The 24,971-nt window shown below is 73.0% G+C and carries 18 protein-coding genes; 12 read left to right on the top strand and 6 right to left on the bottom strand.

Going from position 1 to position 24,971, the window contains the following annotated elements:
* Positions 1–346: 346 nt before the first annotated feature.
* Entirely contained in the window at positions 347–988 is a 642-nt protein-coding gene (locus ACQPZZ_RS07115; protein WP_432930038.1) for a PadR family transcriptional regulator, read from the top strand.
* Positions 975–1,754 carry an SGNH/GDSL hydrolase family protein gene (locus ACQPZZ_RS07110; RefSeq protein WP_363639546.1) on the top strand — a complete coding sequence of 260 codons (780 nt, stop codon included), beginning with the start codon at positions 975–977 and terminating at the stop codon, positions 1,752–1,754. Before ACQPZZ_RS07115 ends, ACQPZZ_RS07110 begins: the two co-directional genes overlap by 14 nt.
* Before the next feature lie 75 nt (positions 1,755–1,829).
* Here ACQPZZ_RS07110 and eccD read toward each other — a convergent pair whose 3' ends face one another.
* Positions 1,830–3,395, bottom strand: a complete 1,566-nt coding sequence (gene eccD, locus ACQPZZ_RS07105) for a type VII secretion integral membrane protein EccD (protein WP_432930036.1) — start codon at positions 3,393–3,395, stop codon at positions 1,830–1,832.
* A gap of 73 nt (positions 3,396–3,468) precedes the next feature.
* Between eccD and eccCa the strand changes: the two genes are divergently transcribed.
* From eccCa to ACQPZZ_RS07090, 3 genes are read left to right on the top strand one after another with little or no spacing between them, the layout of a single operon-like run.
* On the top strand, positions 3,469–7,449 hold the full coding sequence (gene eccCa, locus ACQPZZ_RS07100; protein WP_432930034.1) for a type VII secretion protein EccCa: 3,981 nt from the start codon (positions 3,469–3,471) through the stop codon (positions 7,447–7,449).
* Between the two features lie 20 nt (positions 7,450–7,469).
* A complete protein-coding gene (locus ACQPZZ_RS07095) occupies positions 7,470–7,775 on the top strand; it encodes a hypothetical protein (protein ID WP_432930032.1) in 306 nt (101 codons plus the stop codon).
* On the top strand, positions 7,772–8,908 hold the full coding sequence (locus ACQPZZ_RS07090; protein ID WP_432930031.1) for a WXG100 family type VII secretion target: 1,137 nt from the start codon (positions 7,772–7,774) through the stop codon (positions 8,906–8,908). The genes ACQPZZ_RS07095 and ACQPZZ_RS07090 overlap by 4 nt, the downstream gene beginning before the upstream one ends.
* A 4-nt stretch (positions 8,909–8,912) precedes the next feature.
* Here the strand turns inward: ACQPZZ_RS07090 and ACQPZZ_RS07085 are convergent, their stop codons facing one another.
* Positions 8,913–9,773 (bottom strand): SDR family NAD(P)-dependent oxidoreductase, encoded by an 861-nt coding sequence (locus ACQPZZ_RS07085; RefSeq protein WP_363639536.1) that lies wholly within the window; start codon positions 9,771–9,773, stop codon positions 8,913–8,915.
* A 200-nt stretch (positions 9,774–9,973) separates the two neighbouring features.
* On the opposite strand from ACQPZZ_RS07085, the gene ACQPZZ_RS07080 reads away from it, so the two are divergent.
* Positions 9,974–10,894: a helix-turn-helix transcriptional regulator gene (locus ACQPZZ_RS07080; RefSeq protein ID WP_432930028.1), complete on the top strand. Its 921-nt coding sequence runs from the start codon at positions 9,974–9,976 to the stop codon at positions 10,892–10,894.
* A gap of 157 nt (positions 10,895–11,051) precedes the next feature.
* On the opposite strand, the gene ACQPZZ_RS07075 is transcribed toward ACQPZZ_RS07080, so the two are convergent.
* Positions 11,052–13,367, bottom strand: a complete 2,316-nt coding sequence (locus ACQPZZ_RS07075) for a protein kinase domain-containing protein (protein ID WP_432930026.1) — start codon at positions 13,365–13,367, stop codon at positions 11,052–11,054.
* A gap of 117 nt (positions 13,368–13,484) precedes the next feature.
* On the bottom strand, positions 13,485–14,678 hold the full coding sequence (locus ACQPZZ_RS07070) for a S8 family serine peptidase (protein WP_432930024.1): 1,194 nt from the start codon (positions 14,676–14,678) through the stop codon (positions 13,485–13,487).
* Positions 14,679–14,862: 184 nt separating this feature from the next.
* Here ACQPZZ_RS07070 and ACQPZZ_RS07065 point away from each other — a divergent pair, with 184 nt between their 5' ends.
* The 3 genes from ACQPZZ_RS07065 (at position 14,863) to ACQPZZ_RS07055 (ending at position 19,816) form a co-directional block, all read left to right on the top strand.
* Positions 14,863–16,629, top strand: a complete 1,767-nt coding sequence (locus ACQPZZ_RS07065) for an acetyl/propionyl/methylcrotonyl-CoA carboxylase subunit alpha (protein ID WP_432930022.1) — start codon at positions 14,863–14,865, stop codon at positions 16,627–16,629.
* 257 nt (positions 16,630–16,886) lie between these two features.
* Entirely contained in the window at positions 16,887–18,272 is a 1,386-nt protein-coding gene (locus tag ACQPZZ_RS07060; RefSeq protein ID WP_432934304.1) for a hypothetical protein, read from the top strand.
* Between the two features lie 245 nt (positions 18,273–18,517).
* On the top strand, positions 18,518–19,816 hold the full coding sequence (locus ACQPZZ_RS07055; protein WP_432930020.1) for a pentapeptide repeat-containing protein: 1,299 nt from the start codon (positions 18,518–18,520) through the stop codon (positions 19,814–19,816).
* 49 nt (positions 19,817–19,865) lie between these two features.
* Here ACQPZZ_RS07055 and ACQPZZ_RS07050 read toward each other — a convergent pair whose 3' ends face one another.
* Positions 19,866–20,894 (bottom strand): ROK family transcriptional regulator, encoded by a 1,029-nt coding sequence (locus tag ACQPZZ_RS07050; RefSeq protein ID WP_432930018.1) that lies wholly within the window; start codon positions 20,892–20,894, stop codon positions 19,866–19,868.
* A gap of 46 nt (positions 20,895–20,940) precedes the next feature.
* Here ACQPZZ_RS07050 and ACQPZZ_RS07045 point away from each other — a divergent pair, with 46 nt between their 5' ends.
* Positions 20,941–22,107, top strand: a complete 1,167-nt coding sequence (locus ACQPZZ_RS07045) for an MFS transporter (RefSeq protein WP_432930016.1) — start codon at positions 20,941–20,943, stop codon at positions 22,105–22,107.
* Between the two features lie 5 nt (positions 22,108–22,112).
* On the opposite strand, the gene ACQPZZ_RS07040 is transcribed toward ACQPZZ_RS07045, so the two are convergent.
* The gene (locus ACQPZZ_RS07040; RefSeq protein WP_363639514.1) at positions 22,113–23,507 is read right to left on the bottom strand and encodes an NAD(P)H-quinone dehydrogenase; all 1,395 of its coding nucleotides are present in this window, start codon (positions 23,505–23,507) and stop codon (positions 22,113–22,115) included.
* 158 nt (positions 23,508–23,665) lie between these two features.
* Here ACQPZZ_RS07040 and ACQPZZ_RS07035 point away from each other — a divergent pair, with 158 nt between their 5' ends.
* Both ACQPZZ_RS07035 and ACQPZZ_RS07030 read left to right on the top strand, forming a co-directional pair.
* The gene (locus ACQPZZ_RS07035) at positions 23,666–24,118 is read left to right on the top strand and encodes a gamma-glutamylcyclotransferase (protein WP_363639512.1); all 453 of its coding nucleotides are present in this window, start codon (positions 23,666–23,668) and stop codon (positions 24,116–24,118) included.
* A 53-nt stretch (positions 24,119–24,171) separates the two neighbouring features.
* Positions 24,172–24,969, top strand: a complete 798-nt coding sequence (locus ACQPZZ_RS07030) for a purine-nucleoside phosphorylase (RefSeq protein ID WP_432930013.1) — start codon at positions 24,172–24,174, stop codon at positions 24,967–24,969.
* The last annotated feature ends 2 nt before the right edge of the window (positions 24,970–24,971 follow it).

Here is a 24,971-nt window from a genome sequence, read left to right as displayed (position 1 = left end):
GGCCCGCCCGGCGGCGGCGACGACGGCCGAACGCTCCCCTGCCTTGCCGTGAATACGGCCGGGTGGCGGACTCCGGGAGCCGAGTCGCACCGGGCGGGCGTGTCCCGCGGTCCGTGGCCGGATGCACAGCGCCGCGTCACCAGCCTCCCGGGACAGTACACCCAGCGACCGGGGACCACGGTCCCTCCCCGTCGCCCCGCACCGGATTGCGGACGTCTCCGGCCGTGGCCCCGCCAGGCCGTCCGCACGGTGCGAACCCGCTCTCCGGACGTTTGCGACGATCTCCTATGCTCAATTCCTTGATTAGTCATATTGTTGACTATGAACGAGCGGAGGGAGCGATTCCATGGCCTTACGGCACGCCGCCCTCGCGGCACTGCTCGACGGCGAGCTCAGCGGCTATCAGCTGGCCAAGGCGTTCGATGTCGGTGTGGCGAACTTCTGGCACGCCCTGCCCCAGCAGCTGTACGCCGAGCTGGCCAGGCTGGAGAGGGAAGGGCTGGTCGCGGGGCGGCAGGTGGTCCAGGAGACCCGGCCCACCAAGCGCCTCTTCCACGTCACGGACGCCGGGCTCGCCGAGCTGGAGCGGTTCGCGGCGGCCGCGTCGAAGCCGTCGTTCATCCGCGACGACCTGCTCGTCAAGGTGCAGGCGGCCGACCACGTCGACGCCGGGCCGTTGATCCGGCAGGCCGAAGAGAGGGCCGCCATCGCCGAAGCCAAGATCGATCTGTTCCGGCGGATCCTGCGGAAGATGCGCGGCGGCCTGGGCGAGGAGGAGTTCCTCCGCACGGGCGGGCGCGTGGGGCCCTACCTGACCTGCCTGCGCGGTCTGGCCTTCGAGGAGGGCAACCGCGACTGGTGCCTGCGGACCGCGGCGATCCTGCGGGAAAGGAGCGCCGCCATGCCGGGCGAAGGAACCGCGGCCATGACACGAGAGGCGACCGCGCCGGCCACCCGGAACCCGGAGGTGGCTCATGCCGAGCGATGAATGCCTGCGTTACGTCGCCCTCGGCGACAGCCAGACCGAAGGGCTCGGCGACGGCGACCCCGCCCACCCGCGGGGCTGGGCCGACCGGCTCGCCGAGCGGCTCACGACCGTGGACCCGGAGGTCACGTACGCCAACCTGGCGGTGCGCGGGCGGCTCGCCGGGGAGGTGCGGGGCGAGCAGCTCGCTCCGGCCCTGGCCCTGCGCCCCCATCTGGTCACCGTCGTCGCCGGCGTCAACGACCTGATCAGGCCCCGCTTCGACGCCGCCGAGGTGGCCGGGCACCTGGAGGCGATGTTCGCCGCTCTCACGGCTGCGGGGGCCCGCGTCGCGACCCTCACATTCCCGGACGTCGGAAAGATCGCGCCGATCGCCCGGCCGCTCCGGTCACGGGTGTTCGAACTCAACGACCGCATCCGGGCCGCGGCGGCACGGCACGGCGTCGTGGTCGCCGAGACGGCGCCTCATGCCGTCTGCACCGACCCCCGGCTGTGGAGCGCCGACCGGCTGCATGCGAGTCCGCTCGGCCACGAGCGCATCGCCGCGGCCGTGGCCCACGCCCTCGGGCTGCCCGGCAGCGACGACGGCTGGACGGTGCCCCTGCATCCCCCGGTGGATCCGGCCGGGTGGCGGATTCTGGGCGCCGAGCTGCGGTGGGCGGGCACGTTCCTCGGCCCGTGGCTGGTGCGGCGCCTCCTCGGCAGGTCGTCCGGCGACGGTCGTGCCGCCAAGCGCCCCGCGCTGCTGCCCGTACGGCCGGCCGCGTGACCTCCGGCGGAAGGTCACCGGCGATCGGCACCTCGGTGCCGGCATTCGGGAGACGCCGTCCCGTGATTCGAGGGGTCAGCCGGACAGGCCGCGCACCCAGGCGTACAGGTCGAGCACGCCCAGTGTGAGCGGGACCAGTGCGACGACCAGCAGGGCGTCGAGGATGTCGGCCGCCCGTCCCCAGAACGGCGAGGGCTTGCCCGCGGGCAGCCAGAGACCGAGGCCGAGCACGAGCAGCGCCGTCCACAGCACCCCGATCGTCACGGCCACCTCGGCGACCGCGTCGGCGCCCGTGCCCAGCGCGAACGCCAGCGCGACGGCCCCGGCCACGGCCGTGAGAACCATCCAGAGCCGCTGGGCGACCCCCGCGAAGACCCTCGCCCGCATCGCCAGCGCCAGGGCCAGCGTCGCCGCCGTCGCACGGGCGACCCAGCCGCCCTGAGCGACGAGCAGCAGCTCCGCCGCGACACCGGCGAGCGCGATCGCGATGACCATTCCCGTGGCGTACCGGTGGGCCTGCGCGGTGCGCTGGAGCACCAGCGGGCCGTCGATCCGCTGGTTGTCGCCGCGCAGCTCCTCGGCGCTGGTGGGCAGCGGCGGCAGCGGCACCCTTGCCATCCTGAACGACAGCGTGGGGATGAGCGGGCTCAGCGCCAGCAACGCCGTCGCGACCACGGCCGCCGCCCCGGCCCCCGGCCCTCCGAACACCATCACGCACGCGGCGCCCACGGCCCCCGCGACGGACGCGACCGCGACGCCGAGGAAACCGGCCACCCCGTCCGCGATCAGCACACCGCCGACGGTCGCCGCCAGCGCGGTGTACGCGAGCGCGGCCAGCAGGTTCGGCGCGCCGAGGACCAGCACGGCCCCGGGGTCGCCGGGGGTGAAAAGCCCGGCGAGAAAGGCGTGCGGCAGTGCCGCGTAGCCGATGAGGGCGCCCGCGGTGGGCTGCCCGACGGCCCTGGACACCACGGCCCCGGCGGCGATCAGGAGCACCGCCACGGCGCCGGCCACCCCGGCGGTGAGCCGCGGCGGTGCCGACGCCAGTGCGAGGACGACGGCGCCGAGCGCGAGCAGCGCGGCGGCCACGCCCATGCCGAGCAGCCGCGTGTGCCGCGGCTCCCACCTGCCGCCGCCTTCCCTGGTGCCGGTGGCGACCACGTCGGCCACATCGTCGTACACCGCCGGCGGCAGCACCGCGTCGCGCGGGCGCAGGTAGAGGACCTCCCCGTCCAGGACGCCCAGCGCGCCCAGGCTCTGGCCGGGGTCGAGCGGCGGTCCGCCGAGACGCTGGAGCACCCAGCCCGGGGCCGCGGCCGCGTCGCCTCCCACCTCGCCGACCGCCCGGAGCAGTCCGGGCAGGACGTGCGGCAGCGGGATGTCCGACGGCAACGCGAGGTCCGCCTTCCTGCGCGGGGCGACCACGGTGACGTGACACAGGGGCGGCAGCGGCGCGGTCACCTGCGGCAACGCACCCTGCTGGATCGCGCCCTGCTGATGGCCGTGGGGGATATGGCCGTGCTGAAACTGCCCCTGCTGGAACTGGCCCTGCGGGACCGGGCCCTGCTGGAACTGCCCCTGCTGGACCGCACCCTGCGGGATCTGGCCCTGCGGCACGGGAAGGGGGGCCGGCGATGACACAGCGGGAATCCTCTCCCGAAGATCTCTCTGACAGCCCGAAAATATCGGCAAACCTGGTAAAAAAGTCAGTCAGATGAGCATTGTCGTCGTATCGCGCCCGGAGCGCCGCCCGGGTCCCAAACCGCCCCGTGGCGAGATCCTCCTGGAATCACCACCGGAGATTCCCGAGGTCCAGCCGCAGGGCCTGATGTCCATGCTCACGTACGTGCCGATGCTGGCCGGCGGCGCCGCGATGGCGCTGATGTTCACAGCGGGCGGCACCGGCAACCCCCTGATGTACGTGGCCAGCGGGCTGTTCGCCGTCTCCATGGTCGGCATGAGCGTGGGCCAGCTCGGGCGCAACGCCGGCGAGCGCAGGAACCGCCTCAACGGGCTGCGCCGCGACTACTTCCGCTACCTGTCGCAGATCCGCGGGAAGGTCCGCAGGGCGGCCGTGCAGCAACGGGAGTCCCTGGAGTGGAGCGGGCCGCCGCCCGACTCGCTCTGGTGGATCGCGATGGGACCGCGCCTGTGGGAGCGCAGGCCGCGCGACGACGACTTCGCGACCGTACGGCTCGGCACCGGCGTGCAGAAGCTGGCCATCCAGCTCGTCCCGCCGGACACCAAACCGGTGGAGGACCTCGACGCGCTGTCGGCGGGCGCGCTGCGCCGGTTCGTCCGGGCGCACGCCACGGTGCCGGGACTGCCCGTCGCGGTCGCCCTGCACTCCTTCGCCCGCATCCACCTCACCGGCGACCCCACGGCGGTACGCGAGCTGGTGCGGGCGCTGATCGCGCAGCTCGTCGTCTTCCACTCCCCCGACGACATGCGGATCATGATCTGCGCGAGCAAGGAGTGGATGCCGCACTGGGAGTGGGTCAAGTGGCTGCCGCACGCCCTGCATCCCGACCAGACCGACGCCGCGGGCCAGGTCAGGCTGATGGCGGAGAACCTCGCCCACCTCGACGCGCTGGTCGGGGAGGAGCTCAGGGAGCGGGCCAGGTTCCGCCCCGGCGCCTCCGCCGACGCCCTGCCGTACCACGTGGTGATCGTGGACGGCGGGCACGTGCCGCACGACAGCCAGCTCGGCTCGGACGCCATCCAGGGCGTGACCGTGATCGACCTGTCCGGCGTGACCGGGCCGGCCCCCGAGGCGATCACGCTCCGGCTGGACGTCCGGCCCGACGGCTTCCACATGGTGAAGATCGACCACGCCGGACGGCGATCGGCCAACCGGCTCGGCGACCCCGACCGCCTCGGCTATCCGCAGGCGGAGGGGCTGGCCCGGCAGCTCGCTCCGCTGCGCGCCTCGGCCGGACCCCAGGGCGAGGCGCAGGACGTGCTCGGCGTCAACACCTCGCTCACCGACCTGCTCGGCGTGGGCGACCCCGCCCACCTGGCTCCGTCGGTGATCTGGCAGCCGCGCGCGGGACGCAACCGGCTGCGGGTGCCGATCGGCCTGGGCGCGGACGGGAGGGTCGTCGAGCTCGACATCAAGGAGTCGGCGCAGGGCGGCATGGGGCCGCACGGCCTGGTCATCGGGGCGACCGGCTCCGGCAAGAGCGAGCTGCTGCGCACCCTGGTGCTCGGCCTGGCCATCACGCACTCCTCCGAGATCCTCAACTTCGTGCTGGTGGACTTCAAGGGCGGCGCCACGTTCCTCGGCCTGGAGTCCCTCTCCCACGTGTCGGCGGTCATCACCAACCTGGAGGACGAGCTGCCGCTCGTCGACCGCATGCACGACGCGTTGCACGGCGAGATGGTGCGCCGTCAGGAGTTGCTGCGCGCCGCGGGCAACTACGCCTCGCTGCGCGACTACGAGCGGGCCAGGGAGCAGGGCGCGGACCTCACGCCGATGCCGACCCTGTTCGTCGTGATCGACGAGTTCAGCGAGCTGCTCACCGCCAAGCCGGAGTTCATCGAGCTGTTCGTGATGATCGGACGGCTCGGCCGCTCGCTCGGCGTGCACCTCCTGCTGGCCTCCCAGCGCCTGGAGGAGGGCCGGCTGCGCGGCCTCGACACCCACCTGTCCTATCGGATCGGCCTGCGCACGTTCTCGGCGATGGAGAGCCGGGTCGTGCTCGGTGTCGCCGACGCCTACGAGCTGCCGCCCGCGCCGGGCAACGGCTACCTGAAGTTCGAGACCACGGGGATGACCCGGTTCAAGGCCGCGTACGTGTCCGGCCCCCACCACGCCGACCCCGCGCGGTCCGCGCCGGGCGAGGCGGGGCGGCCCGTACGGGATGTGGTGGAGTACGGCACGGCCTTCGCCCCCGTGGAGGTCACCGAGCCGTCCGGGGATCTCGCGCCCGCCGAGGAGCCCGGCGGGCCGCGGCAGAGCCTGCTCGACGTCGTGGTCGGCCGGCTCGCCGGTCACGGCCCGCCCGCGCACCGGATCTGGCTGCCCCCGCTGGCCGAGTCGCCGACGCTGGCCCACCTGCTGCCGCCGCTGTCCGTCACGCCCGAACACGGCCTGACCACCGCCGGCTGGGGTGGCCGGGGCATGCTCCACGCGGTCGCCGGCATCGTCGACCGGCCGTTCGAGCAGCGCCGCGACCCCTACTGGCTGGACCTGTCCGGAGGCGCGGGCCACGTCGGCGTCGCGGGCGGCACCCAGAGCGGCAAGAGCACGGTGCTGCGGACCCTGATCACGAGCATGGCCCTGATGCACACGCCGCGTGAGGTGCAGTTCTACTGCCTCGACTTCGGCGGCGGCTCGCTGGCCTCGCTGGAGGCGCTGCCGCACGTGGGCGGCGTCGCGAGCCGCCTCGACGCCGACCGCGTCCGCCGTACGGTCGCCGAGATCTCCACGATCCTGGAGCGGCGCGAGGCGGACTTCGCCGAGCACGACATCGAGTCGGTCGCGGCCTACCGGCGGATGCGAGCCGAGTCCGGCCGCGACGGCGACGGCTGGGGCGACGTGTTCCTGGTGGTGGACGGCTGGCTGACGCTCAGGCAGGAGTTCGAGTCGCTCGAACCCGTCATCACCGACATCGCCGCCCGGGGTCTCGGATACGGCATCCACGTGGTGGCGGCCACCAACAAGTGGTCGGAGTTCCGGGCGAGCATCCGCGACCTGTTCGGCACCAGGGTCGAGCTCAAGCTCGGCGACGCGTACGAGTCCGAGGTCAACAGGAAGGCGTCGCTGGCGGTCCCCGAGGGTGTGCCGGGACGTGGCCTCACCAAGGAGGGGCTGCACTTCCTGTCCGCGCTGCCGCGGATCGACGGCGTGCAGAGCTCCGAGGACCTCGCCGCGGGTGTGCGCGGGCTGGTGCACGCGGTCAGGGACGCCTGGCAGGGACCGCCCGCGCCGGCGATCCGGCTGCTGCCGCCGGTGCTGCCCGCGGCCTCGCTGCCCGGCCCCGAGGAGACGGGGCCGAAGATCCCCATCGGCATCGACGAGGCGACGCTCTCGACCGTGCTGCTCGACTTCGACGCCGACCCGCACTTCGTCGTCCTCGGCGACACCGAGAGCGGCAAGTCGAACCTGCTGCGGCTCGTCGCCGAGGGGCTGGTGGCCAGGCGGCAGCCGCACGAGGCCATGATGATCGTCGTCGACTACCGCAGGTCGCTGCTCGACTCGGCCGCGACCGCCCACCGCATCGGCTACGCGGCGTCGAGCACCGCCGCCCAGGAGCTGATCAACAATGTGCGCGGCGCCCTGCTCAAGCGGCTGCCGCCCGCGGACCTCACGCCCGAGCAACTGCGGGACAGGAGCTGGTGGCAGGGCTCCGACGTCTACATCGTCGTGGACGACTACGACCTGGTCGCCACCTCGTCCAATCCGCTGCTGCCTCTGGTGGACCTGCTGCCGCAGGCCCGGGACATCGGGCTGCACCTGGTCCTGTCACGCCAGATGGGCGGCGCGGGCCGGGCCATGTACGACCCCGTCATCCAGAAGCTGAAGGACATGGCCAGCCCCGCCGTCATCCTGTCCGGCAACAAGGACGAGGGCTACCTGTTCGGCAACGTCCGGGCGCATCCGCTGCCGCCCGGCCGGGGCTACCACGTCGACAGGAGGTTCGGCGCGCGGCTCGCCCAGACCGCGTTCCTGCCTCCTTCCGGGGAAGAGTGACGGGCTGAGAGGAGCGGTACGTGGCCGGTTTCGACATCCATTTCCAGGCGCTCGAAAGCTGCCGTACGGCGGTGAGCAAGGCCTGGGGCCAGTACGAGAGCCTGCACGGCGGCCTGCCGGAGACGCCCGGCACCCCGGCGGCCGCCTTCGGGCACGTGGACGGCGCGGCGGCGCTGGCGGAGGCCGTCGGCACGGCCTACGCCGCGCTGACCGCGGAGGCTGCCGACGCGAGGAACAAGCTGAAAGGCGTCGAGCGGGCGCTGGAGACCGTCCAGGACAATGTCAGAACGGCCCACAAGGCCACGTCCACCTCGATGCAGGCATGAGTAACCTCTCCGAGCTGCCGGGCGGCGGCGAGCTGGCCGCCATGGCGGAGAAGGTGCACGGCGATCCCGGCGAGATCCGCGACATCGCCGGGAAGTGGCGCGGCGCGGCCGGCGACGCGCAGGACTACGCGGGCGGCGTGGGCCGGGCCGTGCGCACCGTGGACGCCGCGTGGCAGGGCCGCTCCGCCGACGCCTTCGTGGGCTACATGAACAGGTATGGCAAGGCGGCGGACGGCCTCCACGACGCCCTGGTCGCGTGCGCGGGCGCGCTGGAGAAGGTCGCGACCGCGCTGGAGAGCGCCAAGTCGAAGATCGACGGCATCTGCGCCGACGTGGTCGCGGAGGCGGCGGCCTACCGCGGCAGGAACAAGGACGCCACGGACAAGGAGCTGGAAAACGGACTGCGGGCCATCGTCTCCAGGGGCGTCGAGGACGCCCGGCCGCACCTGGAGCAGGTGACCACGGCCGTCGGCGACGCCGCGAAGACGCTGGGCTCCCGTCTGGGCGATGACTACCGTGACGGCGCGCTCACCTTCGCCAAGATTCCGGATCCCGGCAAACAGGACTTCGTGCCCCGTCATGGGCACACCGTCGACTGGCAGCGCACCCCCGGCTACACCGGGACCCCCCGTGACGCGGCGCACCCGACGTACGCCTCGTACGGCCGGACGAGCCTGAGCGGCATGAGCGGCTACGCCGGCGAGGGCGGGAGCGGCGGCTTCGGCGGGTACGGCCCCAGCGGCCCGCCGCCGGCCGGCGGCGGGCCCGCGCCCACGGGCCGGGTCAAGGAGTGGATCGACCAGGCCATCGAGATCCTCACGGCGCGCGGCTACCCCGCCGAGAAGATGAACCGGGACGACATCTGGCTGATCATCCGGCACGAGTCGGGCGGCAACCCGCACGCGATCAACAACTGGGACTCGAACGCGGAAGCCGGAACCCCCTCGAAGGGATTGATGCAGACCATCGACCCCACGTTCGACCGCTGGTCCCTCCCGGGGCACAAGGACATCTGGAACCCGGTGGACAACATCATCGCGGGCGTCCGCTACGCCGTCGCGCGCTACGGCTCGGTGTCGGCCGTACCCGGTGTGGTGGGCACGAAGACCGGCACCGGATACGAGGGGTACTGATCGCTCAGGCGGCGGGAAAGTCGGTGGCGGACGCGCTGATCGCAGTGGCCTCGACGTTCGCCCGCAGGGCCTCGACCTTGGCCACGGCGTAGGAGTGGGCGTCGGAGCCGAGCAGCTGCCGCAGCGGGCCCTCCCCGGCCAGGACCCGGCCGATGATGGCGCCGGCGCCCCTGACCGGGTCGCCGAGCTGGCTGCCCTGGAGCTTGAGGTGGTCGGAGGTCATCGCACGGATGGCCGGGTAGTGCGCGGTCGTCTCGGCGGGCAGGGCGAGCGAGTGCTCGGTGAGGAAGTCGGTCCGGAAGTAGCCGGGCTCGACGATGGTGACCGTGACGCCGAAGTCCGCCACCTCGGCGGCGAGGGCCTCGCTCAGCCCCTCCAGCGCGAACTTCCCGGCGCAGTAGAGGGCCCAGCCCGGGACGGCGGTCAGACCCAGGATCGAGGACACGTTGACGATGTGGCCGCCGCGTTGCTCGCGGAGGATGGGCAAAACGGCGCGCAGCACGTTCCACACGCCCACGACCTGGACGTCGAGCATGTCGCGGACCTCGCGGTCGCCGGTCTCCTCCACCGCCGCCAGGAAGCCGTAGCCCGCGTTGTTGACGACGACGTCCAGGCCTCCCCAGCGCTCGGCGGTCTCCTGGACGGCCCGCCTCACCGCCGCCTCGTCACGCAGGTCGACGGTCAGCGGGAGAAGTCGCGACGTGTCGATCTCGTCGCCGAGCGCGGCGAGCAGCCGCTCGGACGATCGGGTCGTGGCGGCGACGCGGTCGCCGCGCGCCAGCACCTGCTTGACCAGTTCGAGACCCAGGCCGCGGGAGGTGCCGGTCACGAACCAGACGGCGGGTCGATCTGTCGGGAAGCTCATGGTCGTCCTCTCGAATGCTCTGCTTGTCGGTTGTGGGCGGTAGCGCCGGCGGGGCCGCCCCCCGCGACCGGCACGACACCAGCCTGGTTCAGCACGACTCGCGGTGGAGGCCCATATCACGCCCTGCGCGACCGCGTACCGGGCAACCTAGGACGCACAGGACCAGTCAGGACCGGACGGCGCGAGAGAGACTGGGTCTCATGGCCGAAACCAACCGTGAACTCGCCGATTTCCTGAGACGGGCCCGGAGCCAGGTCGATCCGTCACGGGCCGGCCTGCCCCCGGACGGCCGCGTACGGCGGGTCCCGGGCCTGCGTCGCGAGGAGGTCGCCCTCCTGGCCGGAGTCTCGACCGACTACTACGCCCGCCTCGAACAGGGCCGCCGCATCATGCCCTCACCGGCCGTCGTCGAAGCCGTCGGCCGTGCCCTCGGGCTCGACGACGCCGGACGCGCGCACCTGCACGACCTCATCGGCATCACCGCGACACCCGTACGGCGACGAGCCCGCGGCGTCCAGCGTGTGCGTCCCGGGCTCTACCAGCTCATCGACGCGCTCGACGGCGAGCCCGCCCTCGTCCTCGGCCGCCGCACCGACGTGCTCGCCGCCAACCAGATGGCCAAAGCACTGTTCACCGACTTCGAACGGCTGCCGCCCCGGCACCGCAACTACGCGCGGTGGATGTTCCTCGACGACGCCGCCCGATCGCTGTTCGCCGACTGGGAGGTCCAGGCACGGGCCGCGGTCGAGAACCTGCGGCTCGACGCCGGCCGCGACCCGGACGACCAGGCCACCGCCGCCCTCATCGCCGATCTGCGCGAGCACAGCCGCGAGTTCGCCCACTGGTGGGACCAGCACCGCGTCCACCAGCGCACCCACGGCTCCAAGCGGCTGCGTCACCCTCTCGTGGGTGAACTGACCGTCGAGTACGAGACGCTCTCCCTGCCGGGAGACCCCGATATGACGCTCTTCGTCTACACCGCCGAAGCCGGCTCGTCCTCCAAACGCGCCCTGGACCTTCTCGCGAGCTGGACCCTCCCCGGCCCCGGCGGCGATGCCGTCTCCCCCCGCGACCGGCGGGCAGACGGCCGGCGAGCGGTGGACGACGCCGATCGGGCATGACGACGCGTTCCCTGGCGTCACCCGCCGCCGCGACCGCCTCCTGCGGCAGCGCGGGGGGCGCGCAGACGGAAGGCCGGGCGGGTGCCCGCCCGGCCTTCCCGTGGGTCCGGACCTGCCCGCCCGGCCTTCCCGTGGGTCCGGCCCGCGTGGGAACCGGTCAGCCGCAGTTGGCCCAGCCGGCGCTGGCGCCGCCGGAGCCGACGCTGCCGGAGAACCTGACGCACTTGCCCTTGGCCTGCAGCTTCACCGGGCCGGCATAGTACTCGTAGTTACCGCTGTCGGTCCTGCTCCCGCCGCCCTGGACCTCCAAGGTCGCGGAGACGGGTGTCGCCTTGCCGACGTCGGCCGTCTTGACGGTGACGGCGCAGTTCTCCCCCGTGCTCGCGTTGTAGAGCTGGTAGGCGGTGCCACCCGCCATGGCGCTGCTGCGCTGCACGTAGAAGCCCGACCCGCAGATTTGGACCGCGTTGTAGGGGTTCTTGGCCGGCGGCGCCGCGGTCGTCGGCTTGGGTGCCGCAGTCGTCGGCTTGGGTGCCGCCGTGCTCGGCTTGGGTGCCGGGGTGGTGGGCTTGGGCGCCGCCGTCGTCGGTCTGGGTGCCGGAGTCGTCGGCTTGGGTGCCGCCGTGCTCGGCTTGGGTGCCGGGGTGGTGGGCTTGGGCGCCGCCGTCGTCGGCTCCGGAGTGGGCGGTGCCGTCTCGGCCCAGCTCGGCCGGGCGGGCACGCTGGGCTCCGGGCTCGGCACCCGCTCCTGAGTCTGGGTGGCCTCAGGACTCGGCGACCGCGTGGCCGGGGCTTCGGGCGACGGCTCCGTCGGCGCCGGGCTGGGCTTCGCGGTGACCGTGGCGGTGGTCGTCACCCGGGCCGTCGGCTTGGCCCGGCCGGTCGGCTGCGCCGGCGGCGGGACCACCGGCTGTGTCGGCACCGGCACGAGCGGGCCCGGGGTCGGGATCGAGGTGAGCTCCGGTGTCACCGGCGCGTCCGTCGGCCACTCGCTCGGCAGCACCAGCGGCTGCACCGGCGAGTCCGGGTCGTCGGACGACAGCGCCCACGGCACCGTCACCTGCGGTGCCGCCGTCGAGTTCTGCCCGCGGCCCCCGGTGGCGCCTCCCCCGGTCGCGCCGCCTCCGGTCCCGCCGCTGACGGCTTCTCGCCCGCCGCCCCCGTGCTGGCCCACGGCGCGCTCCGCGGCCGCCGGCGAGAGCTGGACCTCCGCGTAGTGGCCGGCGCCCCACAGACCCACCCCGGAGAGCAGGACCACGGCACCGACCGCCGCCGCGAGGCCGACGGGGAAAGGCTTGCGCCCGGCCTTCTCGACCTGCCCCTGGGCGGTCGGCGGCCCCCACGTCTGCTGCTGGGGCTCCTGCGGCATGGCGGGCGGCTGCCAGGCGGCGGACGCCGGCTGAGGCTGGGGCGCGGGCGGTGGCCCCCACCCCTGCTCCTGCGGCATCGCGGGCGCAGGCTGGGGCTGCCGGGGCGACGGCGGCGGGCCCCACACCTGCTGCGGAGCCGGCGGAACGAGGGCTCCCCCGACCGGCGGCTGCGGCGCCTGCGGAGCAGGAACGGGCTGCGCCGTTCCCGCACCCGGGCCCGCCGGTTGCGCCACCCCCGGTTGCGCCACCCCCGGTTGCGCCACCCCCGGTTGCGCCACCCCCGGTTGCGCCACCCCCGGTTGCGCCACCCCCGGTTGCGCCACCCCCGGTTGCGCCACTGCCGGTTGTGCCGTGGCGGCACCGCCGCTGAGCAGTTGCAGCATGGCGGTGTAGGCGGTCGGGCGCCGCCCCGGCTCCTTGGCCAGCGCGGGCAGCACGACCTGGCGCAGCCGCTCCTCCAGGCCGTCGAGGTCGGGCTGCGCGTTCAGCACCGCCTCCGGCTCCTGCGGGAACGGCGGCCGCCCGGTCGCGGCGAAGACGACCGTGGCGGCCCAGGCGAACATGTCCGCGTACGCGTCGTACCGCCCGCCCCCGATCTGCTCGGGAGCGCGGTACGCCGGCTCGCCCACGGGCGCTCCGACGGCGACGTCGGTCAGCTTGACGCCGTCGTCGGTGACGATGACGTTGTGCGGGGTGAGCGCGCCATGGGCGAGGTCGGCGAGGTGCACGGCGGTCAGTGCGGTGAGCACTCCCACCGCGACCCGTTCGAGCGCCTCCCCCGACAGCGGGCCCCCGGCCACCACCACGGCGGCCAGGCTGCGCCCCTCGACGTGCTCCCTGACGACGTAGGGCCGATCACCGAGCAGGCCCGCCGCGATCGTGCGGGCGACATATGAGCTGGACACACGTGTGGCCACGGTGAGCCGGTCGAGGACGGCCTGCCCCGACCCCGGCTCGGCGGCCAAGAGCTTGATCACCCGCACAGGGGCGTCGTCGCCGGTCTCCTTGCCGACATAGACGTCGCCGCGGGGCCCCTCGTCCAGCCGTCCCAGGATGGCGTACTCGCCGATCTGCTCGGGATCACCCGGCCGTAAAGGGTGCATCTCAGTCCTTTCTGGAAAGCGACCTGATCGGGATCATTCAACCAAGAGTGCACAGCACAAAGCAGCAGTTTCCGGCAGACCAAAACATTTGGGGGTCAATTACTCAAATCTGACGTGTCAACCCTCGCGGCCGGGGCGCCAGCCCCTGCGCCGGCCCATGGGGACGAACATCCGCACGGCCACGATCAGACCCACACCGCACAGCGCCGCCGCCGCGATCGTGAGCGCGAGGTCGATCGCCTTCCGGTCCACCGGAGCAGCCCTGCTCACCGCGTCCGGCGACAGCGGGGCCGGGGCCGGCGGCGCGATGACCGGTGCGTCGGCGGCCTCGAGCGGCAGGATGGCGGTGACGGCGAGCAGCGGGTTCACCATCCCGGCGCCGGTGCCCGTCCCCACGCCGCCGTCCGCCGTGGCGACGATGCGCCACCGCACCCGCTCCTGGTTCAGCTCCGGATGGCGGGCGCGCACCAGCGCCGCCACCCCCGCGACGTACGGGGCGGCGAAGCTGGTGCCTTCGAGCCCGTTCCTGTACGACCGTCCGGGCCACGTGGAGGTGATGTCCTGGCCCGGCCCCAGCACCGCGACGGGCGTGGCCGTGTTGGAGAAGTCGGCACGCCTGCCGTCGGGGGCCGCCGACCCCACGGCGAGCACTCCCGGGTACGCGGCGGGGTAGGCGGCCTCCGGGGTGCCGTCGTCCGCGGTCGTGTTGCCCGCCGCCGCCACGATCACCGCGTCCTTGCCGAGCGCGTACGCCACCGCCTCCCGGAGCTTGGGAGTGTCCTGGGCCTGGATCGACACGTTGATCACGTCGGCGCCGTAGTCGGCGGCGTCCACGATGGCCCTGGCCAGCGTGTCCACGTCGCCGTTCTCCTCGTTCGTCTGCTTGAGCGAGATCAGCCGCACGCCGGGCGCGACCCCGTGGAAGGGGACGCCCTTCAGATACCGGGCGGCGATGATCCCGGCGCCCGCCGTGCCGTGCCCGACGCAGTCGCGGTGTCCCGTGCCGGTGTAGTCCACCGCCTTGGCCACGTGGATCTGCGGGTGTGTCAGGTCCACCCCGCTGTCGATGATCGCGACCGTGACCCCCTCACCCGTGGTGAGCGGCCACACCCGCTTCGGGTCGAGCCTCCGCTGCGCCCACGGCTCGGCCACCTGCATGCTGCCCTTGCGCGGCGCGCATCGCACCGGCGCGGCATGTGCCTGCGCGGGCGACGCCGATGCCACGAGAAGCACCGGTGCCACGAGAAGCAGAGCCATCCCGAGGGCCGTCCCGAGAGCCGGCACGGTCGCCAGAAAACCGGGTCCCCGCATGAGTGATCAGCCTAACCGGTCGATCCTGACCGGCGACGCCGGGGAAAACCGGCATACCGGTAAAGCCGCGTGGACAAGGCGCGGCAGCGGTCCCGCCCGGTGAGGGGGGCGACGCCGTCCGGCGTCCGCAGGTGCATAAAATCCAAAGGCTCCTAACCAGAGGCCCGAGGGAAGGATGGACACGGTGCACAAGGTCCTGATCGCCAACCGCGGTGAGATCGCCGTGCGGATCGCCCGGGCCTGCGGGGACGCCGGGATGACCAGTGTCGCGGTCTACGCGGACCAGGACCTGGACGCGCTGCACGTGCGGGTGGCCGACGAGGCGCACGCGCTCGGCGGGCAGAGCCCGGCCGAGACCTACCTCGACATCGACAAGATCCTCGCGGTGGCGAAGAAGACGGGCGCCGACGCCGTCCACCCCGGCTACGGCTTCCTCGCCGAGAACGCCGGCTTCGCCCAGGCCGTGCTCGACGCCGGTCTGATCTGGATCGGCCCGCCGCCCTCGGCGATCACCGCGCTCGGCGACAAGGTCCAGGCCCGGCACATCGCGCAGCGCGTGGGCGCCCCGCTCGTGGCCGGCACCCCCGACCCGGTCTCCGGGGTGGACGAGGTCGTCGCCTTCGCCGCCGGGCACGGCCTGCCGATCGCGATCAAGGCGGCGTTCGGTGGCGGCGGACGTGGGCTCAAGGTGGCCCGCACGATGGAGGAGATCCCCGACCTGTACGAGTCGGCGGTGCGCGAGGCCGTCACCGCCTTCGGGCGCGGGGAGTGCTTCGTCGAGCGCTACCTCGACCGGCCGCGCCACGTCGAGACCCAGTGCCTGGCCGACCGGCACGGCAACGTCGTCGTCGTCAGCACCCGCGACTGCTCCCTCCAGCGTCGTCACCAGAAGCTCGTCGAGGAGGCGCCCGCCCCGTTCCTCACAGAGGAGCAGCTGGAGCTGCTGTACTCCTCCTCCAAGGCGATCCTGCGCGAGGCGGGCTACGTCGGCGCCGGCACCTGCGAGTTCCTCGTGGGCCAGGACGGCACGATCTCCTTCCTGGAGGTCAACACCCGGCTGCAGGTCGAGCATCCGGTCAGCGAGGAGGTCGCGGGCGTCGACCTGGTCCGCGAGATGTTCCGCATCGCCGACGGCGAGGCCCTGGGCTACGACGACCCGGTGCTGCGCGGCCACTCCATCGAGTTCCGCATCAACGCCGAAGATCCGGGCCGGGGCTTCCTTCCGGCGCCGGGGACGATCACGTCGATGCGCGTCCCGTCCGGTCCCGGCGTACGGCTGGACGGCGGCTACGAGACCGGCATGAGCGTGCCGCAGGCGTTCGACTCGCTCGTGGCCAAGCTGATCGTGACCGGCGCCACCCGCGAGCAGGCCCTGGAGCGGTCGCGCCGGGCCCTGGCCGAGTACGAGATCGGCGGCATGCCGACCGTGCTGCCGTTCCACCGGGCCGTGGTCGACGATCCCGCCTTCACCGGCGAGCCGTTCGCCGTCCACACCCGGTGGATCGAGACCGAGTTCGTCAACGACATCCCGCCGTACGAGGGGGCCGTGGAGGCGGCCGGGCCCGCCGAGCGCGAGCGGATCACGGTCGAGGTCGGCGGCAAGCGCCTGGAGGTGGTCCTGCCCGCGGGCCTGGGCTCGTCGGGAGTGGGCGCGACCGGCGGCACCGCCCCGGCCGGGAAGGCGGCGCCCCGGCGGTCCGGCGGAGGCGGTGCCAAGAAGACCGCGGCGAGCGGCGACTCCCTCGTGAGCCCGATGCAGGGCACGATCGTGAAGATCGTGGTCGGCGACGGGGACACCGTCGAGCCGGGAGACACGATCGTCGTCCTGGAGGCGATGAAGATGGAGCAGCCGCTGACCGCCCACAAGGCCGGGACGGTCACCGGGCTCGCGGCCGCCGTCGGCCAGACGGTCACCGCCGGCGCCGTCCTCTGCGAGATCAAGGACGCCTGAGCAGGACGTTCCGGGCGGCGGCCGTGCCGGTGTCACATCGGCCGGCTCTCGCACCCCGCACCCCGGATCTCCCCGCTGTCACCGCAGGGCCCGGCCCCGCTTCCACGGTCCGGTACGCCGGCGAAGGAGCACGTCCCGTCCTTGGGGGCCGGAAAGGCGCATGCCGCGTCCCGAATGCGGAACGATAGTTTTCTGTGGAGGAACCATCGCGCCCTGCCGTTCGTCCAGTAGGGCGAAGGAGGCTTGAAGCCGTGACCATGAAGACACCGCTCGGCCGGGTGGGGGCCGCCCTGGCGGCGCTGCTCGCCGGGCTCATCACTGTCCTCGCGCTCGCACCGGCCGCGATGGCGGCGGCTCCCCCGGACCCGACCACGGTCCTGTCGTCGTGGAAGAACGCCAAAGACCCGCTGTTCGTCATGAGCGGATCCCCGCTGTCGTCGAGCCAGCAGAGCGAGATCCGCCAGGCGCTCGAGGACTCGAAGTCCAAGATCTACGTGGTCGCCATGCCCGACGGCACCGTGAGCACGAGCCAGGTGAGCACCTACATCCCGCAGCTGCTGTCCGCGCTCGACAAGGCCGGCCGGTCGAGCGCGACCGTGGCCCTCCTCGACGGCAACAGCCTGTTCGCGGGGTCGACCGAGCTGCCCAGGAACGCGGCCGGAACGCTGACCCGGCTGTCCACCAGCGCCAACGGCGACGTGGTCACCGGCATGAAGGACTTCATCAACCGGGTGAACCTGGTGCGCGAGGGCGACGTCAACGGCGCCCGCACCAAGGGCAGCACGGTCGGCGGCGGTGGCGGTTCAGGAGTGCTTGTCGGCATTCTGGGCATCGCGGTTGTGGGAGGTGCCGGTTTGTGGATCATCGGACGCCGCAACAAGCGCAAGCGCGAGGAGCGCGAGGCCGCCGAGCTCGCCGCCGTCAAGCAGACGGTCGAAGAGGACGTCACCAAGTTCGGTGAGGAGATCACCGCGCTCGACGTGGACGTCAAGATGCTCCCGCAGGCCGAGACGACGAGCGACTGGCAGCGGGCCCTCGACTCCTACGAGCGGGCCAAGGTCGAACTCGACGCGATCAAGCGCCCCGAGGACCTGCGCACGGTGACCTCCACCCTGGAGGACGGCCGCTACGCGCTGGCCTGCGTCAAGGCGCGCGTGAACAACCAGCCGCTGCCCGAGCGGCTGCCCCCGTGCTTCTTCAACCCGCAGCACGGCCCGTCGGTCCGCAACGTCCGCTGGGCGCCGCCCGGCGGCGCGGTGCGCGACGTCCCCGCCTGCGCGGCGGACGCCGAGGCGGTGGAGCGCGGCTTCGACCCGCAGATGCGCGAGGTCATGGTGGACGGCCACCGCAGGCCCTACTGGGACGCCGGTCCCGCCTACCAGCCCTACGCGTACGGCTACTACGGCGGCTTCGGCGGCGGCGACCTGCTGACAGGCATGCTCGTCGGCACTATGCTCGGCAACGCGTTCGGCGGCTGGGGCCACGGCGGCTACGGCGCCGGATACGACTCCGGTTACGCCGCGGGCGTTGACGCCGGCGGTGGCGGCGACTGGGGCGGCGGAGACTTCGGCGGCGGCGGAGGCGGCGACTGGGGCGGCGGCAGCGACTTCGGCGGAGGGGACTTCGGCGGCGGCGACTGGTAACGCCTGAGCGCTTCGGCGACGGCAAGGGGGCGGACCCGCGAAGGGCCGCCCCCTCGCTCATGTCCGGAGGCGGGCCCAGGGTTCCGGCGCGTTCGTCCTCCAAGGATCGCTTCGGCGTCCCCGCGTTTCCGGAAATGACGGTGCCCGGCCACGCCGGTGAGTGCCGGCCAACCGCGGGCAAGCGGATTGCAAGTGGCGGTTCAGATCGCGTGGGACACTCGGGGCGTTCCCTCAGGAGGCCCCCCGTGCGTCGCTTCGCCCCCCTTTTCGCCGTCCCCCTTGCCGCCGTGCCCCTTTGCGCCGCCCCCCTTCTCGTCGCCGCCCTGTTCCTGTCGCTGCCGTCCCTGCCGGCGAGCGCGACCGCCGTTCACGCGGCCGCGGCGCCCTGCACGCCGGGCAGCGGCGTCAAGCTGCGCGGCAGGGACCTCACCGGCGCCACGCTGCCCCCCGACCTGCGGTGCGCCGACCTCACGGGCGCGAAGCTGGACGGAGTGGACCTCACGGGCAAGGACCTCACCGGGGCCGTCCTGCGCAAGGCCTCGCTGAAGGAGGCCGACCTCGGCCAGGCGCACCTCGACTACGCCGATCTCCGCAGCGCCGACCTCAGCGAGGCCGACCTCGGCCAGATGCGGGCCAAGCAGGCGAACCTGCGCGGGGCGATCCTCGCCGACGCGGACGCCGTGCAGGCGGAGTTTCCGCACGCCGACCTCACCGGCGCGGTCCTCACCCGCGCCGTGCTCACCCAGGCGAATCTCACCGACACCACACTTGTGGACGCCGACCTGAAAGACGCCGCGCTCGGGCAGATCAAGGCCCGCAAGGCCGACTTCACGCGGGCCAAGCTCGGCGAGGCCAAGTTCGGCCAGGCCCATCTCGAGCACGCCGTGCTCAGGGACTCCGACCTGTCGGAGGCGGAGTTCACCCAGGCGGAGCTGGACGGCGCCGACTTCCACGGGGCGAACGTCGGCAAGGCCTCCTTCACCCAGGCCGACGACGTCGACCTCACCGGGGCGCGGGGCACGCCGGAAAACCTCCCCGACGACGCCGTCGCGCCCGGCACGACCTCCGGGAAGGACTCGGCCGCGAATGAGACAGCCACCGATGAGACAGCCACGGACGAGACCGCGCACGCACAGGACGTGCCCCGGAACCTCGCCCGTCCCAGGGGCCCGTCGCCCGCGCTCGTCCTCGTCATCGTGTCCGGTCTCGGCCTGAGCCTGACGCTGATCCTGTGGGGCGTCGCGCACCGGCGCAAGGAGCGATTCGTGGCCGAGATGGCGGTGGCCAGGCACGCGGCCGAGGAGGACGTGACCCGCTTCGGCGAGGAGATCGACGCCCTCGACTTCGAGATGAAGGTCAACCAGGTCAGCGGCCCCGCCTACGAGTGGCGCGCGGCGCTCGACGCGTACGACGCGGCCAAGCGGGCGCTGCACGCCGCCCGGACGCCGCACGACCTGCGGGCGGCGGCCACGGCCGTGGCGCACGGACGACAGGCCCTGCACGAGGTCAGGTCACGGCTGTCCGGCACGGGCGGCCACCGCTGATCGCCCTCGTCATCAGGCGGGCGCGCGGGCTGACCGGCACGTCTCCCGGTCAGCGGCGGCCCTGCCCGAAGACGGCGTCGCGAGCGGTCGAAAGGGCGGTGGAGACCGCGCCCCTCAGCACGGGGTTGTCGGGGATGCCACTGACCCGCACGTGCACGGGGACGGGCGAGACCTGCGCCAGACGCTCGGCGACCATAGCCGCCAGCGGGTCGCCGCCCGCCATGCCGGTGGCGCCGCCGAGGACGACGAGACCGGGATCGACCACGGCGACGAGCGTGAAGGCGGCCACGGCGACCCTTTCCGCCAGGGCCGGCAGGTCGAGTCCGCGCACGGCGTGCGTGCGCAGCAGGTCGCACACCGTGATGTCGAGCCGGCCGAGGAAGCCGATCTCGCCGGCTCCGCCGGAGGCGCCCCGGCGGACCCTGCCGTCCAGCACGACGGCCGCGCCGATGCCGTCGTCGAGCCACAGCAGCACGAAGTCGTCCCGCCCGGCGGCCGCTCCCGTGGCGTGTTCGGCGACGGCGGCCAGGTTGACCTCGTTCTCCATCGTGATCGGCGCGTCGACCAGGGTGCGCAGGGCCGACAGGAGCCCGGGCCGCCACGCGAACTCGACGTTCCCCGCCGCGAAGTCACCGGTCTTCGGGTCGACCAGGCCCGGCGCGCCGATCACGACCGCGCGCAGGGGACGTGAACCGGCCGCCTCGGTGAGCGCGTCGGCGACCAGCGCGGGAAGGTTGTCGCCCAGCGGCCGCGTCGCCGAGCCCACGGTCGCGCCGGTGATGTCGGCGACCGTCACGTTGATCACGTCGCGTCGCACGTCGACCCCGCTCACGAAGGCCCGGTCGGCGACGATGCCGTAGAGGCGGGCGTTGGGGCCGCGCCGGTCGCCGCCGCTCTCGCCGGCGACCTGGATCAGGCCGTTGACCTGGAGGCGTTCGATCAGGTCCGACACGGTCGGACGGGACAGGCCGGTGAGCGCGCGCAGTTGCGGCGCGGTCAGCGGACCCCGTTCCAGCAGCAGATCCAGGGCGAGCCTGTCGTTGATGGCCCGGGCGAGCTGGGGTGTCGCGGTCTTCATGAAAACTCACTTTTCATCAGGAACCCTGCCTGTTAATTTTGCCCACATGCGAGACAGACATCAACGGGCCACCGCCCTCGTCTTCGCCGTGCACGGCGCGGTGGCGGGCACCCTCGCCACCCGGATGCCCTGGTTCCAGGACCACTTCGGGCTCGGCACGGCCGCTCTCGGGCTCGTCCTGCTCTGCACGCCGATCGGCTCGATGCTCGCGATGCCGCTGACCGCTCGGCTGTCCCACCGGTTCGGGGCCAGGGCGACGACCCGGGGACTGCTGGCCCTGTGGTGCGTGGCACCCGCCCTGCCCGTGCTCGCGCCCGGCCCCCTGTGGCTGGTGCCCGCGTTCCTCCTGTACGGCGCCGCCGCGGGCATGTGCGACCTTGCCATGAACGCCCAGGGCGTGCACGTGGAACGACGGCTGGGCCGGTCGGTCATGTCCGGCCTGCACGGGATGTGGAGCGTGGGCAATCTCTGCGGCGCGGGCGCCGGAGCCCTGGCGGCGCAGGCCGGCCTGGACGCGCGTGCGCATTTCGTCATCGTGGCGCTGGCCCTGCTCGCCGTCGGCGCCGCCGCGAGCCGCGCGCTGCTCGACGAGAGACCGGCGCCGGACGAGCGGCCGCCGCGGCGCTTCACCCTGCCTCCGCGGTCCATCCTGCTGATCGGCCTGATCGGCCTGTGCTCCACCTTCGCCGAACGGGCGAGCGGCCAGTGGTCGGCGATCTACCTCAAGGAGGTGGCCGGCGCGGGACCCGGCCTCGCGGCGGCGGGCTACGCCGTGTTCACCGCGAGCATGGTCGCGGTGCGGCTCGGCGGAGACCTCGTCGTACGGAGGCTCGGACCGGTCGCGACGGTGCGCGCGAGCGCGGTCGTGGCCGTCCTCGGCGGCGTGGCGGTGGTCGCGTTCCGCACTCCCGCACCGGTGATCGCCGGATTCGCGCTGTTCGGCGCCGGCGTCGCCGTCGTCGTGCCACTGGTGTTCGCGGCGGCCGGTCGGATCGCCCGTACGCCCGCCGAGGGCGTCGCGGGGGTCGCCACCGTCACCTGGGCGTCCGGGCTCGTGGCCCCTCCCGTCATCGGCTGGCTGGCCGGCGTTTTCGCCTTCCCGTTCGTCTTCGCCCTGGTGACGTGCCTGGCCGGGGCGATGATCTGGCCGGCCCGCGCGCTGGGCCCGCGGCCGGCCGCCCGCGTCCCGGCCACCGCGGCCCGAGCGGAGTGACGGGGTCAGATGCCCCCGGCGGTCAGCGGCGACATGAGGCGGCGGGCGGCCTCGGTGATGGAGCCCGACAGCGACGGATAGACGGCGAAGGTGTGCGCGAGCTGGTCCACGGTCAGGCGGTGCTGCACGGCCAGCGACACGGCCAGGATCAGCTCCGACGCGCGCGGGGCGACCACGACGCCGCCGAGCACGATGCCGGTGTTGGGACGGCAGAACAGCTTCACGAAACCGTCGTTGAAGCCCTGCATCTTGGCCCGGGCGTTGGTGGCCAGCGGCAGCTTGACGACGTTCGCCTCGATCTCGCCCGACTCGATCTGCCGCTGCGACACGCCGACGGCGGCGATCTCCGGGTCGGTGAAGATGTTGGCGGCCACCGTGGCCAGGCGGATCGGCTGCACGGCCTCGCCGAGCGCGTGCCAGACCGCGATCCTGCCCTGCATGGCGGCGACCGAGGCGAGCATGAGGACGCCGGTGCAGTCTCCAGCGGCGTACACACCGGGTGCGGAGGTCCTCGACACCTTGTCGACCTCGATGAAGCCGCTCCGGTCGAGCCGCACGCCGTTGTCCTCCAGCCCGAGCCCGGAGGTGTTGGGGACCATGCCGACGGTCATGAGGCAGTGGGTGCCCTCGGCGGTGCGGCCGTCCTCCAGGGTCACGACGACGCCGTGCTCGGTGCGCTTGACCGAGGCGGCGCGCGAGCGCCCCATGACGTTCATGCCGCGCCGCCGGTAGACCTCCTCCAGCACCTCGGCCGCGTCGGCGTCCTCGTTGGGCATCATCCGGTCGCGCGAGGAGACCAGCGTGACCTGCGACCCGAGGGACCGGTAGGCGCCGGCGAACTCTGCGCCGGTGACACCGGAGCCGACCACGATGAGGTGCTCGGGCAGCTCCTCCAGGTCGTAGAGCTGGCGCCAGCTGAGGATGCGCTCGCCGTCGGGCTCCGCCCCGGGCAGCACGCGGGGGTGCGCGCCGGTCGCCACGATGACGACGTCGGCCCGGATCGTACGGTCACCCGCGCGCACCACCTGGGGATCGACCAGCCGGCCCCGGGCGCGGATGACCTCGACGCCCTCGGCGGACAGCCGGGCGGCGATGTCGTGCGACTGCGCCAGCGCGAGCTCCTTGACGCGCTTGTTCACGTCGATCATGTCGACGGCGACGTCGCCGGCGTCGTGGTCAGGGCCGCCGTCGAAGCGGACCCCGAGAGACGACGCGTCGAGAAGCGCCTGCTTGCGGACGGAGGAGGCGATCAGGGTCTTGGACGGCACGCAGTCGGTGAGCACGCACGCCCCGCCGGGGCCCTCCTCCTCCACGACGGTGACCTGGGCGCCCAGTTGCGCGGCGACCAGGGCCGCCTCGTATCCGCCGGGGCCGCCACCGATGATCACGATCCTTGTCACATGCTCCATTGTCCCGCATCCTGACTACGCATTCCCGGCGAGGGGCGCGTAACGGGCCGACTACGCGTATTTTTCTCGCCACACCCCGGTTTTCTTGCCACACCCGGTGCGCGCGCTACCCGTCCAACTTCCGGGATCTTGGTTTAGGCTTGTGTGCCGTGCCTGTCTACGCGGCCTACGGCAGCAACATGGACCCCAAGCAGATGGCGGAGTGGGCGCCCCACTCGCCCATGCGAGGAACGGGGTGGCTCCCAGGCTGGCGGCTCACCTTCGGCGGCGAGGATGTCAGCTGGGAGGGCGCTCTCGCCACGATAGTCGAGGATGCCGACGAGCAGGTATTCGTCGTCCTGTACGACGTGCCGGAGTGGGACGAGGCCTCCCTCGACCGCTGGATGGGCACCGACCTCGGCCTCTACCGCAAGCTGCGGCTGCGCGTCGCGACGCTGGAGGGCGACGTGCTCGCCTGGTCGTACGTGCTGAACTCCTACGAGGGCGGGCTGCCGTCGGCGCGGTACATCGGCATCCTGGCCGAGGCCGCGGAGAGGGCCGGCGCGCCCGACGACTACGTCGCCTCGCTGCGCACCCGTCCCTGCAAGAAGCTCGGCGACTGACACGGGCCCGGCACTTATCGGCCGGGTTCATGCGCTTCTGTACCCTCAGCAAAGTGACCCCATATGACCTGGCGGCCGAGGCCGCGACCACGCTGAGGAACCTCACCGGCATCTCTTCCTTCGACGTCGCCCTCGTCATGGGCTCGGGCTGGGTCCCGGCCGCGGACGCGATCGGCGATCCGGTCGCCGAACTCCCGGTGACGAAGTTGCCCGGGTTCTCCCCTCCCGCGGTCGCCGGTCACGCGGGCACGGTGCGCGCGGTGCGCACCGCCGCCGGGCTCAACGCCCTGATCTTCCTCGGGCGTACGCACCTCTACGAGGGCCGCGGGGTGGATCCGGTGGTCCACGGGGTGCGTACCGCCGTCGCGGCCGGGGTGCGCACGGTCGTGCTGACCAACGCGGCGGGCGGGCTGCGCCCGGAGACCCAGAAGGTCGGCGATCCGGTCCTGATCAGCGACCACATCAACCTCACCGGCGACAACCCGATGACGGGCGCGAGGTTCATCGACCTCACCGAGGTGTATTCCAAGCGCCTGCGCGACCTCGCCCGCGCCGTGGACCCCACGCTGGCCGAGGGCGTGTACGTCGCCTTCCGCGGCCCGACGTACGAGACGCCCGCGGAGATCCGCATGCTGCGCACACTCGGCGGCGACCTGGTGGGCATGTCCACGGTGCTGGAGGCGATCGCCGCACGGGAGGCCGGGGCCGAGGTGCTCGGGATCTCCCTGGTCACCAACCCCGGCGCGGGCCTGGTGGGCGAGCCGCTCAACCACGAGGAGGTCCTGGAGGTCGGCCGGGCCACGGCCGCCCGCATGGGCGTCCTGCTCGCCCAGGTCGTCGACAAGCTGTAGGG

It is taken from the genome of Microbispora sp. CA-135349 (assembly GCF_050947365.1).
In the GTDB taxonomy this organism is placed as follows: Bacteria; Actinomycetota; Actinomycetes; order Streptosporangiales; family Streptosporangiaceae; genus Microbispora.
This window is presented reverse-complemented; position numbering and strand designations above follow the sequence as displayed.